The organism is Streptomyces kryoterrae (genome assembly GCF_054072135.1).
The window spans coordinates 5,946,664-5,960,993 of sequence record NZ_CM133358.1 but is presented as its reverse complement, the minus strand read 5'-3'; the positions used below and the strand labels follow the sequence as shown (position 1 = coordinate 5,960,993).

Below are 14,330 nucleotides of genomic sequence, written 5' to 3'. Positions count from 1 at the left end.
ACTACAGGGGGAACACCATGAAGCTGTCCCGTCGTACGGCCACCGCCACCGCGGCACTCGCCGCTCTCGCCGCACTCGGCGGCACGGTCGCCACCGCGGCACCGGCGTCCGCCGCCACGCCCACCGCCTACAACGGCGCCTGTGGCAAGGGCTACGACGTCTTGCAGGCCACGCCGATCCGCTCGTCCCAGTCCACCATCCTCGCCACCACGTTCGTGACCTACAACAGCATCGCCGGCAAGGTGTGCGCGGTCACCGTGCGCACCAGCCCGGGCGCCCGCGTCTTCATGGAGGTCACGCTCGACACCTGGCCGTACAGCAGTGGTGAGGCCAGGGACTCGGGCTCCTACACCAGCTACGCGGGCCCGGTGTACAAGTACGCCCCGGACCCCGGTCAGTGCCTGACCTGGAGCGGCTCGATCGACATCTACTACAACTCGGAGCACGGTCTCTGCAGCTGATCCGACGGTTGCCGGCGTGGTCGACCCCCTGGTCGGCTACGCCAGCAGCCCACGCAGCGGGAACACGGCCCGCCGGGCCGCCACGACCGCCTGGTCGAGGCGGTCGGCGGGGTCGTAGCCCGACTCCCAGTCGGCGTAGGCCACCGGCCACCGCCCGTCCGTCATCCGCGCCGGCGCCAACTGCCGCGTACGCGCGAACACTTCCTGCCGCCACCCCTCCGGGATCACGGCCGTGGGTTCGACGGCCCGCCCCGCCGCGATCGCCACCAGGTGTGTCCAGGACCGAGGTACGACCTCCACCACCGCGTATCCGCCCCCGCCCAGGGCGATCCACTTCCCGTCGGCGTACTCGTGCGCCAGGTCGTGACAGGCGACCTGCACCGCCCGCTGCGCGTCCAACGACACGGCGAGATGCGCGAGCGGATCCTCGAAGTGGGTGTCGGCCCCGTGCTGAGTGACCAGCACCTGCGGCCGGAAGTCGGCGATCAGCTCGGGCACGACCGCGTGAAAGGCCCGCAGCCACCCGGCGTCCCCGGTCCCGGCGGGCAGCGCCACGTTGGCGGCACTCCCCTCCGCCGGGCCCTCCGCCCCTGTCTCCTCGGGCCACCCGGTCTGCGGGAACAGCGTGCGCGGATGCTCGTGCAGCGAGATCGTCAGAACCCGCGGGTCCTCCCAGAACGCGGCCTGGACCCCGTCCCCGTGATGCACGTCCACATCCACGTACGCGACCCGCTCGGCCCCCAGCTCCAGCAGCCGGGCGATGGCCAGCGAGGCGTCGTTGTAGATGCAGAACCCGGACGCGCCCCCGGGCATCGCATGGTGCAGGCCACCCGCGAAGTTGACGGCGTGCAGCGCTTCCCCGCGCCACACGGCCTCGGCGGCGCCCACCGACTGCCCCGCGATCAACGCGGACACCTCGTGCATCCCGGCGAAGGCGGGATCGTCGACGGTCCCGAGCCCGTACGCCGGGTCGGCCGCCCCCGGATCGGCGGAGGCCGCCTTGACCGCCTCGATGTAGTCCTCACGGTGCACAAGCCGCAGGGTCGACTCCCCGGCGGGCTTCGCCGAGACCACGTCCATTTCCCGGTCGAGCCCGAAGGCGTCGACGAGTCGCCGGGTCAGGGCGAGCCGGACCGGATCCATCGGGTGGTCCGGACCGAAGTCATACCCCGTTACTGCCTCGTCCCACATCAGCTGTGCGCGGCCGCTCATGCTTGTCACCGTATCGGGCAGGTCCAGGATCGAACGACCTCGCGTACCTCAACGTCACCAGGACAAGCACCATCGGAACGAGCATCGCCCCCCGGTAGCTCCACAGATCACCCAAAGCCCCCACCAGGGGCGAACCGACCAAGAAACCCACATAGTTGAAGATGTTGAGCCGCGCGACGGCGGCATCCGAAGCCCCGGGGAACAAGCGTCCGGCAGCGGCGAAGGTCTGCGGCACGATCACACACAACCCGAGCCCCAGCAACGTGAACCCGAGCATCCCGACCCACGCTCCCGGCGCCACGGCCACCACACCGAACCCGAGCGCGGCCACCAGCGCACCGGCCCGTACGACGGCCACAGCCCCGAACTTCCGTACGCCGACGTCGCCGATGGTCCGCCCGATGAGCGTGGTGACCATGTACACGTTGTACGGAACGGTCGCGAGCTGCTCCGAACTCCCGAGCACGTCCTGCAGATACTTCGCACTCCAGTTGGAGACGGTCGAGTCCCCGATGTACGCGAAGGTCATCACCAGGCACAGCGGCAGCAGCATCCTGAACACGAGAGCACCGGAGTCGGCCCCCTCAGGCACCGCGTCGGCCGGCCCCGAACCGGACTTCGCCTCCGCCCCTCCCCCGTCCCTCGCGTCGACGTACCACCGGCTACCGATCAGCGCGGCCGGCAACATCACGGCCACCACCGGCAGATAGGACACGAAGAGGGCGAGATGCCAGTGCGCGCCCACCCAGGCCAGCGAGGCCCCGATGATCCCGCCCAGGCTGAACGCCGCGTGGAACCCGAGCATGATGCTGCGCCCGTACGCCCGCTGCAGACTCACCCCGAGCATGTTCATCGAGGCGTCGAGCCCACCGACGGCCAGCCCGAACGCCCCCAGGGCCACAGCGACCTCGGCCACATGGTCCCCGGCGCCGACTCCGAGCAGCGCGAGGAGTACGACGGGCTGCGACCACCTCAGTACGAGGCTGGGGGGCACCCGCTTGACCAACTGCTCGGCGCACACACTGCCGACCCCGGCCAGCACCGGCACAGCGGCGAGGAAGAGGGGCAGCAACGCGTCGGAAATGCCGTACCGGTCCTGGATGGCCGGGATCCGCGTCACGAGCAGCGCGAAGGCAGCGCCCTGGGCAAAAAAGCTGAACGCAAGCGAGGCCCTGCCGCGCCGCAGCACATCTGTCATGGCGGCGAGCGTAGGGCCCCGGCTTACTCGTGGGTAGATGATTCCGAAGATGAATTCCGCTCACCTTTGATCTCACCCATGAACAACGCCCCACTATGCACTCTGAGCGACGACACCGGCACAACCGGTACCGATACCGGCGCCAATTCCAGCCACGATGACATCGCTGCCGCGATCGCGATACCGGGCGACCTCATCTCGGAGCATCCCCTTCATGGGATCCACGGCAAGCGCACCGCCGACGAGAACGGCGACCACCATCGCCCCGACCATCACGAGGGTGCCGAGCCAGACCATGGTGTCGACGGGGAGGACATAAACCCCCACGATCCGCGCGACGCACTCCCCCAGCAGGGCCACACCCCACACCACCGAGAAGGTCCGCTCGGCCCGCCGAAACCGCATGGACCGGGAGACCAACCGCTCCCAGGCGGCAGCACGCTCGGCATCTCCCCTGACGAGGAACGGCTTCATCCCCTCGGTCATCATCGGCCGCCCCAGCCGGACCGACACCAGCACCCCGATCCCGATGACGCTGCTGACCCCGCTGTCCTTCAGGAGCATCAGCCGCGCATCCCCGGCGACGAAACTGAGCAGCACCCCCACCACATTGACCACGAGGATGAGCACGGCCATCGCGTTGACCGCCCGCCCCCGCACCACACTCCACCCGGTCCGCACCGCGGGAACGGCACTGCTCCACCCGAGCGCGGCGACGGCACTCATCCCGAACCCGTTCCTGAACACGTAGTACGACCCGACGGGAACCGCCACGTCGAGGACCAGGGGCAGAAGGCTCCGGCGAAGGGAGGCCGAGTTCGTCTTCACTGTTGTCATGCCTCAAGCCTGGCGGTCACCCCCACCCCGCCACCAGAAACGATCGTCCAGACCCAGGGATGACAATTGTCAGCCGCCGCCCGTGCCCAGCCTCAAACCACCAGGTCAGCCAACTCGCCCATGCTGCCGAAGAGTTGAGTGGCCCCGACCAGCCGATCGGCCGGAGTCATGGCAGTGAACCCGAACACGTCCATCCCGGCCGCAACAGCTGCCCGCACCCCCAACGGACTGTCCTCCACCACGACACACCGCTCAGCCGCCACGCCCATGCGCTCCGCCGCATACAGAAACAGATCGGGCGCCGGCTTACCCCGCCCCACATCCTCCGCACTGAAAACCCGCCCACCGTCGAACCACCGCTCGAGCCCGGTAGTCCGATGCCCCACCCGAATCCGCTCATGACTCCCGGAGGAAGCCACGCAGTACGGCACTCCGTCAGCCCGCAACTTCTCCAGCACGTCGACGACGCCGGCCACCGGCTGCAGCTCCCGCTCGAAGGCAGCGAACACCCGACCGTGAAAGACGTCATCGAAGTCGTCCGGCAACCGCCGCCCACTCCGCTCCTCCACCAGATCGTGTACGCGGTGCATGGCGGACCCCATGTAGTCGCGCAGGGAGTCCTCGTACGAGGTCGGATGTCCGAGTTCGGTGAGATAGGCGGCCAGGAGCGTGTTGGAGATCGACTCACTGTCGACGAGAACACCGTCGTTGTCGAAGATGACAAGGTCATAGCGCATAACCGGACCTTAAATGACAGATGACCGGAAACGCAGAAAAGCCCTGTACCGGTGAACCCGGTACAGGGCTTTTCGTAATATTTGTTCGGCGGTGTCCTACTCTCCCACAGGGTCCCCCCTGCAGTACCATCGGCGCTGTGAGGCTTAGCTTCCGGGTTCGGAATGTAACCGGGCGTTTCCCTCACGCTATGACCACCGAAACACGGTGAAACACATATCAACCGCACCACCCCCGTGACCAGACAAAGGGGTGGGGTTGTTCGTGGTTTCAGAACCAACACAGTGGACGCGAGCAACTGAGGACAAGCCCTCGGCCTATTAGTACCAGTCACCTCCACCCGTTACCGGGCTTCCAGATCTGGCCTATCAACCCAGTCGTCTACTGGGAGCCTTACCCCATCTAGTGGGTGGGAACACTCATCTCGAAGCAGGCTTCCCGCTTAGATGCTTTCAGCGGTTATCCCTCCCGAACGTAGCCAACCAGCCATGCCCTTGGCAGGACAACTGGCACACCAGAGGTTCGTCCGTCCCGGTCCTCTCGTACTAGGGACAGCCCTTCTCAATGTTCCTGCGCGCGCAGCGGATAGGGACCGAACTGTCTCACGACGTTCTAAACCCAGCTCGCGTACCGCTTTAATGGGCGAACAGCCCAACCCTTGGGACCGACTCCAGCCCCAGGATGCGACGAGCCGACATCGAGGTGCCAAACCATCCCGTCGATATGGACTCTTGGGGAAGATCAGCCTGTTATCCCCGGGGTACCTTTTATCCGTTGAGCGACGGCGCTTCCACAAGCCACCGCCGGATCACTAGTCCCGACTTTCGTCCCTGCTCGACCCGTCGGTCTCACAGTCAAGCTCCCTTGTGCACTTACACTCAACACCTGATTGCCAACCAGGCTGAGGGAACCTTTGGGCGCCTCCGTTACTCTTTAGGAGGCAACCGCCCCAGTTAAACTACCCATCAGACACTGTCCCTGATCCGGATCACGGACCCAGGTTAGACATCCAGCACGACCAGACTGGTATTTCAACGACGACTCCACAAACACTGGCGTGCCCGCTTCAAAGTCTCCCAGCTATCCTACACAAGCCGAACCGAACACCAATATCAAACTATAGTAAAGGTCCCGGGGTCTTTCCGTCCTGCTGCGCGAAACGAGCATCTTTACTCGTAGTGCAATTTCACCGGGCCTATGGTTGAGACAGTCGAGAAGTCGTTACGCCATTCGTGCAGGTCGGAACTTACCCGACAAGGAATTTCGCTACCTTAGGATGGTTATAGTTACCACCGCCGTTTACTGGCGCTTAAGTTCTCAGCCTCGCACACCCGAAGGTGCACTAACCGGTCCCCTTAACGTTCCAGCACCGGGCAGGCGTCAGTCCGTATACATCGCCTTACGGCTTCGCACGGACCTGTGTTTTTAGTAAACAGTCGCTTCTCGCTGGTCTCTGCGGCCACCCCCAGCTCGAGGAGTAAATCCTCTCACCAGTGATGGCCCCCCTTCTCCCGAAGTTACGGGGGCATTTTGCCGAGTTCCTTAACCATAGTTCACCCGAACGCCTCGGTATTCTCTACCTGACCACCTGAGTCGGTTTAGGGTACGGGCCGCCATGAAACTCGCTAGAGGCTTTTCTCGACAGCATAGGATCATCCACTTCACCACAATCGGCTCGGCATCAGGTCTCAGCCTTGATGTGCGACGGATTTACCTGTCACACGGCCTACACCCTTACCCCGGGACTACCACCGCCCGGGATGGACTACCTTCCTGCGTCACCCCATCACTCACCTACTGCAGATCTGGTCCGTCGGCTCCACCACTCCCCCTTGCCCGAAGGCTCCGGGGCGGCTTCACGGACTTAGCATCGCCTGGTTCAATGTTTGACGCTTCACAGCGGGTACCGGAATATCAACCGGTTATCCATCGACTACGCCTGTCGGCCTCGCCTTAGGTCCCGACTTACCCTGGGCAGATCAGCTTGACCCAGGAACCCTTAGTCAATCGGCGCACACGTTTCCCACGTGTGTATCGCTACTCATGCCTGCATTCTCACTCGTGAACCGTCCACCACTAGCTTCCGCTGCGGCTTCACCCGGCACACGACGCTCCCCTACCCATCCCAGCCGCCGTTGGGCGTATATGCTGAAATGACACGACTTCGGCGGTACGCTTGAGCCCCGCTACATTGTCGGCGCGGAATCACTAGACCAGTGAGCTATTACGCACTCTTTCAAGGGTGGCTGCTTCTAAGCCAACCTCCTGGTTGTCTGTGCGACTCCACATCCTTTCCCACTTAGCGTACGCTTAGGGGCCTTAGTCGATGCTCTGGGCTGTTTCCCTCTCGACCATGGAGCTTATCCCCCACAGTCTCACTGCCGTGCTCTCACTTACCGGCATTCGGAGTTTGGCTAAGGTCAGTAACCCGGTAGGGCCCATCGCCTATCCAGTGCTCTACCTCCGGCAAGAAACACACGACGCTGCACCTAAATGCATTTCGGGGAGAACCAGCTATCACGGAGTTTGATTGGCCTTTCACCCCTAACCACAGGTCATCCCCCAGGTTTTCAACCCTGGTGGGTTCGGTCCTCCACGAAGTCTTACCTCCGCTTCAACCTGCCCATGGCTAGATCACTCCGCTTCGGGTCTTGAGCGCGCTACTAAAACGCCCTATTCGGACTCGCTTTCGCTACGGCTTCCCCACACGGGTTAACCTCGCAACACACCGCAAACTCGCAGGCTCATTCTTCAAAAGGCACGCAGTCACGACCCACCAAGTAAACTTGATGAGCGACGCTCCCACGGCTTGTAGGCACACGGTTTCAGGTACTATTTCACTCCGCTCCCGCGGTACTTTTCACCATTCCCTCACGGTACTATCCGCTATCGGTCACCAGGGAATATTTAGGCTTAACGGGTGGTCCCGCCAGATTCACACGGGATTTCTCGGGCCCCGTGCTACTTGGGTGTCTCTCAAACGAGCCGTTGATGTTTCGACTACGGGGGTCTTACCCTCTACGCCGGACCTTTCGCATGTCCTTCGCCTACATCAACGGTTTCTGACTCGTCTCACGGCCGGCAGACCATGAAAGAGAGATCCCACAACCCCGTATACGCAACCCCTGCCGGGTCTCACACGCATACGGTTTGGCCTCATCCGGTTTCGCTCGCCACTACTCCCGGAATCACGGTTGTTTTCTCTTCCTGCGGGTACTGAGATGTTTCACTTCCCCGCGTTCCCTCCACACACCCTATGTGTTCAGATGTGGGTGACAGCCCATGACGACTGCCGGGTTTCCCCATTCGGAAACCCCCGGATCAAAGCCTGGTTGACGACTCCCCGGGGACTATCGTGGCCTCCCACGTCCTTCATCGGTTCCTGGTGCCAAGGCATCCACCGTGCGCCCTTAAAAACTTGGCCACAGATGCTCGCGTCCACTGTGCAGTTCTCAAACAACGACCAACCACCCACCACCCCACCCTTACAGGCGAGTTCACTGGGGCCGGCACTGAAGGCGACCAGACAAGCCGGCCGTACCCTCAGACACCCAACAGCGTGCCCGGCCCTCCCACCACTCAGATCAGCTTTCCACGCCCCGAAGGACAGTACTCACAGCCTGAGATGACTGAAGATGCCGAATAATCAACGTTCCACCCATGAGCAACCACCGTCGGACAGATGCCGACGTAATGGCCCTGGACCACCAAGCGAGCTTGGCGGCCTAGATGCTCCTTAGAAAGGAGGTGATCCAGCCGCACCTTCCGGTACGGCTACCTTGTTACGACTTCGTCCCAATCGCCAGTCCCACCTTCGACAGCTCCCTCCCCGTGAGGGGTTGGGCCACCGGCTTCGGGTGTTACCGACTTTCGTGACGTGACGGGCGGTGTGTACAAGGCCCGGGAACGTATTCACCGCAGCAATGCTGATCTGCGATTACTAGCAACTCCGACTTCATGGGGTCGAGTTGCAGACCCCAATCCGAACTGAGACCGGCTTTTTGAGATTCGCTCCGCCTCACGGCATCGCAGCTCATTGTACCGGCCATTGTAGCACGTGTGCAGCCCAAGACATAAGGGGCATGATGACTTGACGTCGTCCCCACCTTCCTCCGAGTTGACCCCGGCAGTCTCCTGTGAGTCCCCATCACCCCGAAGGGCATGCTGGCAACACAGAACAAGGGTTGCGCTCGTTGCGGGACTTAACCCAACATCTCACGACACGAGCTGACGACAGCCATGCACCACCTGTACACCGACCACAAGGGGGGCACCATCTCTGATGCTTTCCGGCGTATGTCAAGCCTTGGTAAGGTTCTTCGCGTTGCGTCGAATTAAGCCACATGCTCCGCTGCTTGTGCGGGCCCCCGTCAATTCCTTTGAGTTTTAGCCTTGCGGCCGTACTCCCCAGGCGGGGAACTTAATGCGTTAGCTGCGGCACCGACGACGTGGAATGTCGCCAACACCTAGTTCCCACCGTTTACGGCGTGGACTACCAGGGTATCTAATCCTGTTCGCTCCCCACGCTTTCGCTCCTCAGCGTCAGTAATGGCCCAGAGATCCGCCTTCGCCACCGGTGTTCCTCCTGATATCTGCGCATTTCACCGCTACACCAGGAATTCCGATCTCCCCTACCACACTCTAGTCTGCCCGTATCGAATGCAGACCCGGGGTTAAGCCCCGGGCTTTCACATCCGACGCGACAGACCGCCTACGAGCTCTTTACGCCCAATAATTCCGGACAACGCTTGCGCCCTACGTATTACCGCGGCTGCTGGCACGTAGTTAGCCGGCGCTTCTTCTGCAGGTACCGTCACTTTCGCTTCTTCCCTGCTGAAAGAGGTTTACAACCCGAAGGCCGTCATCCCTCACGCGGCGTCGCTGCATCAGGCTTTCGCCCATTGTGCAATATTCCCCACTGCTGCCTCCCGTAGGAGTCTGGGCCGTGTCTCAGTCCCAGTGTGGCCGGTCGCCCTCTCAGGCCGGCTACCCGTCGTCGCCTTGGTGAGCCACTACCTCACCAACAAGCTGATAGGCCGCGGGCTCATCCTTCACCGCCGGAGCTTTTAACCCCCACAGATGCCTGCAGGAGTATTATCCGGTATTAGACCCCGTTTCCAGGGCTTGTCCCAGAGTGAAGGGCAGATTGCCCACGTGTTACTCACCCGTTCGCCACTAATCCCCCACCGAAGCGGGTTCATCGTTCGACTTGCATGTGTTAAGCACGCCGCCAGCGTTCGTCCTGAGCCAGGATCAAACTCTCCGTGAATGTCAACCCGGCTGCGTCTAATTAAAGACTGCGGGCCACACCACGAGAGCGGAACAGTCAAGCGGAATAAGCCCGACCGTTCACAGCGTCCTCGCTGTGTTTACTACTTCAAAGGAACCTCAACCCACAGAACATTCTGTGAGCCGGGGTATCAACAAACTTGGCGTTGATTTTTGGCACGCTGTTGAGTTCTCAAGGAACGGACGCTTCCTTCGTACTCACCCTCTCGGGCTTTCCTCCGGGCAGTTTCCCTTCGGTCTTGCGTTTCCGACTCTACCAGACCGTTTCCGTATCCGATTTCCTCGGCGCTTTCCAGGTTTCCGCTTTCGCGTTTCCCTTTCCGGCGACTCCGACTCTACCAGACCGTTTCGGGCCTGATTCCCAGTCAGCGGGGCTTGTCTTCCCGGCTGTTGGGCCGTTCCGACGAGTGAGACTTTAGCGGATTCCCTGCCTCCCGAGCTAATCGGGGGGTGCGCCCTTTCGAACGCGGATTCCTCATTTCACAAATACGCATGCCGAATGACATGCCACCGGCGCGACGACAGGTCGTCGACCGTTGCTTGGTACCTGCGGAATGGCTGTCCGGGGACCGACCGGGGTCGGCGCTCACGTCGAACAACTCGGAGAACACTACGTACGGGCCTGGGGCGTGTCAACTCGGTGTCGGAGGGGGCCCGGGCTGCGTAGTCTTGTGGGTGTGACTACGCGTACGTGCACCCAGCAGTGGTGGGCCGCCTGACGGCGGCCGTACACACGTATGTACTCAACGGCCGCCGCCTCGGCGGCCGTTCTTGTTTCTCCCTCCTGAGGGGGTCGGCCGGCCGGATGCGGTGGTCTCGACCAGGAGGTGGAGAAGAGATGACACGGGTCTTCAGTGGGATCAAGCCGACCGGGCATCTGACCCTGGGGAACTACCTGGGGGCCATGCGGCGGTGGGCCGCGGTGGACCAGCACCGGGCGGACTCCCTGTTCTGCATCGTCGATCTGCACGCGCTGACCGTGGACCACGATCCCGCGCGCGTACGCCGGCTCAGTCGGCAGGCGGCCACCCTGCTGCTGGCCTCGGGGCTCGATCCGGAGCTGTGCACCGTCTTCGTGCAGAGTCATGTGGACGAGCACACGCGGCTGTCGTACGTGCTGGAGTGCGTCGCCTCCGACGGGGAGATGCGCCGGATGATCCAGTACAGGGAGAAGGCGGCACGGGAGCGGGCGCGGGGTGGGAGTGTGCGGCTGTCGTTGCTGACGTATCCCGTGCTGATGGCGGCGGACATCCTGGCGTACGGGGCCGACGAGGTGCCCGTCGGGGACGATCAGACGCAGCATGTCGAGCTGACCCGGGATCTGGCGGTGCGGTTCAACCAGCGGTACGGGCACACGTTCGTGGTGCCGCGGGCCACACGGCCGGCGGTGGGTGCTCGGGTCATGAATCTTCAGGAGCCGACGTCGAAGATGGGGAAGAGCGAGGACGTCGGGCCGGGGATCGTCTATCTGCTCGATGAGCCCGACGTGGTGCGGAAGAAGGTCATGCGGGCCGTGACCGACAGCGGGCGTGACGTCGAGTACGACCCGGAGGCGCGGCCGGGGGTCGCGAATCTGCTGGAGATTCTGGCGGCCTGCACTGGTGGGGACCCGGCGGAGCTGGGTGCTGTGTATCAGTCGTACGGGGAGGTGAAAAAGGACGTCGCGGAGGCCGTGGTCGAGGTTCTCAGGCCCCTGCGGGACCGGCACAGGGAGTTGTGCGCGGATCCCGCCTTTGTGGAGGGGGTGCTGCGGGACGGGGCGGAGAGAGCGCGGGCGATCGCGCGGCCGACCGTTGATGCCGCTTACCGTGCGATCGGGCTGCTGCCTGCGCAGCCCGAGGTCGCGGTCGAGGTCGAGGTGGCCATGGGCCGGTAGGCGCGGTGGTGGCCGGCTTCAGTTGGTGTTGCCGGCGGCCAGGGCTCGGCTGCGGTCGCGGGCGGCTTCGAGGGCGGCGATGAGGGCGGCTCGTACGCCGTGGTTCTCGAGTTCGCGGATGGCGCTGATGGTGGTGCCCGCGGGAGACGTGACGTTCTCGCGGAGCTTCACCGGGTGTTCGCCGCTGTCGCGGAGCATCACTGCGGCGCCGATCGCGGACTGGACGATCAGGTCGTGGGCCTTGTCACGAGGCAGGCCGAGCAGGATGCCGGCGTCCGTCATGGCCTCGACCAGGTAGAAGAAGTACGCCGGGCCGGAGCCGGAGAGTGCGGTGCACGCGTCCTGCTGGGACTCGGGGACGCGGAGTGTCTTGCCGACGGCGCCGAAGATCTCCTCGGCGTGGGCCAGGTGTTCGGCGGTGGCGTGGCTGCCGGCGGAGATGACGGACATGGCCTCGTCGACGAGCGCCGGGGTGTTCGTCATGACGCGGACGACCGGGGTGCCGGTGGTGAGGCGGGTCTCGATGGAGGTCGTGGTGATGCCTGCGGCTCCGCTGATGACCAGGCGGTCGGCGGGGACGTGGGGGGCGAGTTCGTCGAGGAGGGTGCCCATGTCCTGCGGTTTGACCGTGAGGATCAGGGTGTCGGCGGTCTTCGCTGCCTCGGGATTGGTGACCGGGATCACTCCGTAGCGGGTGCGGAGTTCTTCGGCTCGTTCCGGGCGGCGGGCGGTGACCAGGAGGTCGGCCGGGGCCCAGCCTGCTCGGATCATTCCGCTGAGCAGGGCTTCGCCGATTTTGCCGGTGCCGAGGACTGCGACTTTCTGGGTCATGGTTGCGGTGCCCTCCGGGGGTTGCGTCGTCCGGGGTCATCCTCGCATCGGGGGCGGGTGGGTGGGGTGGGTGTCCGGTGGGCGGGATGTTTCTTCGCCCCCGCCGTCCCTACCCGTCCCATCCTGTTCCTGGGGGCTGCGCCCCCAGACCCCCGCTTCGGCCCTGAAGGGGCCTCGTCCTCAAACTCCCCCAGAGGGGGGACCCCCAGACCGGCTGGAGGTGCCTGGACCTGGGCTGAAGAGGTGTCGTCACTGGGTTCGGCGGCGGAGGGTTGCCGCGCCGAGGGTCAGGACCAGTAGGGCGCAGGTCGCGACGATCAGGATGTCTCGTACGAAGGTGGCTGTGACGTCCGTGTGGGTGAGGACCTCGTTCATGCCGTCCACCGCGTAGGACATGGGGAGGACGTCGGAGATCGCTTCCAGGACCGGGTGCATGTTCGAGCGGGGGGTGAAGAGGCCGCAGAGGAGGAGTTGGGGGAAGATCACCGCCGGCATGAACTGGACCGCCTGGAACTCCGACGACGCGAAGGCCGACACGAAGAGGCCCAGGGCGGTGCCCAGCAGGGCGTCCAGCAGGGCCACCAGGAGGAGCAGCCAGGGGGAGCCCGTCACGTCCAGGCCCAGGAACCAGACCGCCAGGCCGGTGGCCAGGGCCGACTGGATGATCGCGAGGATCCCGAAGGCCAGGGCGTAGCCGGCGATGAGGTCGCCTTTGCCGAGGGGCAGGGCGAGGAGGCGTTCGAGGGTGCCCGAGGTGCGTTCGCGCAGGGTGGCGATCGAGGTCACCAGGAACATCGTGATGAGGGGGAAGATCCCGAGGAGCGATGCGCCGATGCCGTCGAACGTGCGCGCGCTGCCGTCGAAGACGTAGCGGAGCAGGAACAGGAGCAGGCTCGGGAGCACGATCAGCATCGCGATGGTGCGTGGGTCGTGCCGGAGTTGCGCCAGGACCCGGATCGCGGTGGCCGTGGTTCGGGAGGCGTTCAGGGCCGAGGTGGAGGTCGGGGTAGGGGCCGAGGTGATGGGCGCGGTGGTCACTGGGTCTGTTCCTTCTTTGTCGTCGGCTTCTTCGCTTCGTCCACCAGGCGCAGGAACGCCGCTTCCACCGTCTCCGTCGCCGTGCGGGTGCGGAGGGCGTCCGGGGTGTCGTCGGCGAGGAGTTCGCCGTCGCGCATGAGGAGGAGGCGGTGGCAGCGTTCGGCCTCGTCCATGACGTGGGAGGAGATGAGGAGCGTCGCTCCCCGGGTGGCCGCGATGGTGTGGAAGAGGGCCCACAGGTCGCGGCGGAGGACGGGGTCCAGGCCCACCGTCGGCTCGTCCAGGACCAGGAGTTCAGGGGTGCCGAGGAGGGCCACCGCCAGGGAGACGCGGCTGCGTTGGCCACCGGAGAGGTTGCCCGCGAGGGCGTCGGCACGGGTGGTGAGGTCCACGTCGGAGATGGCGCGGCTGACGTTCTCGTGGCGGCGGTCGGCGGCTGCGCGGCCGGGGTCGAGGATCGCGGCGAAGTAGGCCAGGTTCTGGCGGACCGTCAGGTCGTCGTAGACCGAGGGGGCCTGGGTCACGTAGCCGATGCGGGTACGGAGGGTGGCGTGGCCGGCGGGGTGGCCGAGGACGTCCAGGGTGCCGGTGACCTTGGCCTGGGTGCCGACGATCGCCCGCATGAGGGTCGACTTTCCGCAGCCCGAGGGGCCGAGCAGGCCGGTGATCTGGCCGCGCGGGACGGTGAAGTCGAGGCCGCGCAGGACTTTGCGGGTGCCTCGTTCGACGGTGAGGGCTTCGGCTTGTACGGCTTGCCCGTCCTGTGCGGACCTGTCCTGTACGGATTGGGTGGATTGGGTGGACTGGACGGCTCCTCCCGGGGGAGGATCGCTGTAATTCATCATGTGATGAA

At 64.4% G+C, this 14,330-nt stretch carries 9 protein-coding genes and 3 rRNA genes; 2 read left to right on the top strand and 10 right to left on the bottom strand.

Annotated features, from left to right (window positions below):
* The first annotated feature begins 17 nt into the window (after positions 1-17).
* Positions 18-461: a hypothetical protein gene (locus ACW4TU_RS26315; protein ID WP_457417242.1), complete on the top strand. Its 444-nt coding sequence runs from the start codon at positions 18-20 to the stop codon at positions 459-461.
* Positions 462-497: 36 nt separating this feature from the next.
* Here the strand turns inward: ACW4TU_RS26315 and ACW4TU_RS26310 are convergent, their stop codons facing one another.
* The 7 genes from ACW4TU_RS26310 to ACW4TU_RS26280 all read right to left on the bottom strand — a co-directional run bounded on the left by ACW4TU_RS26310 (position 498) and on the right by ACW4TU_RS26280 (position 9,712).
* Positions 498-1,673 (bottom strand): acetoin utilization protein AcuC, encoded by a 1,176-nt coding sequence (locus tag ACW4TU_RS26310; protein WP_457417241.1) that lies wholly within the window; start codon positions 1,671-1,673, stop codon positions 498-500.
* Complete coding sequence (locus ACW4TU_RS26305) at positions 1,624-2,871, bottom strand: MFS transporter (protein WP_457417240.1); 1,248 nt, start codon at positions 2,869-2,871, stop codon at positions 1,624-1,626. Before ACW4TU_RS26305 ends, ACW4TU_RS26310 begins: the two co-directional genes overlap by 50 nt.
* 93 nt (positions 2,872-2,964) lie before the next feature.
* On the bottom strand, positions 2,965-3,708 hold the full coding sequence (locus ACW4TU_RS26300; protein ID WP_457417239.1) for a VC0807 family protein: 744 nt from the start codon (positions 3,706-3,708) through the stop codon (positions 2,965-2,967).
* Positions 3,709-3,800: 92 nt separating this feature from the next.
* Complete coding sequence (locus ACW4TU_RS26295; protein ID WP_457417238.1) at positions 3,801-4,445, bottom strand: HAD family hydrolase; 645 nt, start codon at positions 4,443-4,445, stop codon at positions 3,801-3,803.
* Between the two features lie 83 nt (positions 4,446-4,528).
* A 5S ribosomal RNA gene (gene rrf / locus ACW4TU_RS26290) occupies positions 4,529-4,645 on the bottom strand.
* A gap of 98 nt (positions 4,646-4,743) precedes the next feature.
* A 23S ribosomal RNA gene (locus ACW4TU_RS26285) occupies positions 4,744-7,867 on the bottom strand.
* A 316-nt stretch (positions 7,868-8,183) separates the two neighbouring features.
* Positions 8,184-9,712: ribosomal RNA gene (locus tag ACW4TU_RS26280) — 16S ribosomal RNA — on the bottom strand.
* Together the 16S, 23S and 5S rRNA genes form the textbook arrangement of a ribosomal RNA operon.
* Before the next feature lie 858 nt (positions 9,713-10,570).
* Here ACW4TU_RS26280 and trpS point away from each other — a divergent pair.
* Positions 10,571-11,608 (top strand): tryptophan--tRNA ligase, encoded by a 1,038-nt coding sequence (gene trpS / locus ACW4TU_RS26275; RefSeq protein WP_457417237.1) that lies wholly within the window; start codon positions 10,571-10,573, stop codon positions 11,606-11,608.
* Between the two features lie 18 nt (positions 11,609-11,626).
* On the opposite strand, the gene proC is transcribed toward trpS, so the two are convergent.
* The 3 genes from proC to ACW4TU_RS26260 form a co-directional block, all read right to left on the bottom strand.
* The gene (proC, locus tag ACW4TU_RS26270) at positions 11,627-12,439 is read right to left on the bottom strand and encodes a pyrroline-5-carboxylate reductase (protein ID WP_457417236.1); all 813 of its coding nucleotides are present in this window, start codon (positions 12,437-12,439) and stop codon (positions 11,627-11,629) included.
* 249 nt (positions 12,440-12,688) lie between these two features.
* Entirely contained in the window at positions 12,689-13,477 is a 789-nt protein-coding gene (locus tag ACW4TU_RS26265) for an ABC transporter permease (RefSeq protein ID WP_457417235.1), read from the bottom strand.
* Positions 13,474-14,322 carry an ABC transporter ATP-binding protein gene (locus ACW4TU_RS26260; protein WP_457417234.1) on the bottom strand — a complete coding sequence of 283 codons (849 nt, stop codon included), beginning with the start codon at positions 14,320-14,322 and terminating at the stop codon, positions 13,474-13,476. Before ACW4TU_RS26260 ends, ACW4TU_RS26265 begins: the two co-directional genes overlap by 4 nt.
* Between the last annotated feature and the right edge of the window lie 8 nt (positions 14,323-14,330).

Bases quoted from the DNA above. Each gene is read 5' to 3' on its own strand.
- trpS (WP_457417237.1), top strand. From the start codon at position 10,571: ATGACACGGGTCTTCAGTGGGATCAAGCCGACCGGGCATCTGACCCTG.
- ACW4TU_RS26300 (WP_457417239.1), bottom strand. From the start codon at position 3,708: ATGACAACAGTGAAGACGAACTCGGCCTCCCTTCGCCGGAGCCTTCTG.
- ACW4TU_RS26315 (WP_457417242.1), top strand. From the start codon at position 18: ATGAAGCTGTCCCGTCGTACGGCCACCGCCACCGCGGCACTCGCCGCT.
- ACW4TU_RS26260 (WP_457417234.1), bottom strand. From the start codon at position 14,322: ATGATGAATTACAGCGATCCTCCCCCGGGAGGAGCCGTCCAGTCCACC.
- ACW4TU_RS26305 (WP_457417240.1), bottom strand. From the start codon at position 2,871: ATGACAGATGTGCTGCGGCGCGGCAGGGCCTCGCTTGCGTTCAGCTTT.
- proC (WP_457417236.1), bottom strand. From the start codon at position 12,439: ATGACCCAGAAAGTCGCAGTCCTCGGCACCGGCAAAATCGGCGAAGCC.
- ACW4TU_RS26310 (WP_457417241.1), bottom strand. From the start codon at position 1,673: ATGAGCGGCCGCGCACAGCTGATGTGGGACGAGGCAGTAACGGGGTAT.
- ACW4TU_RS26295 (WP_457417238.1), bottom strand. From the start codon at position 4,445: ATGCGCTATGACCTTGTCATCTTCGACAACGACGGTGTTCTCGTCGAC.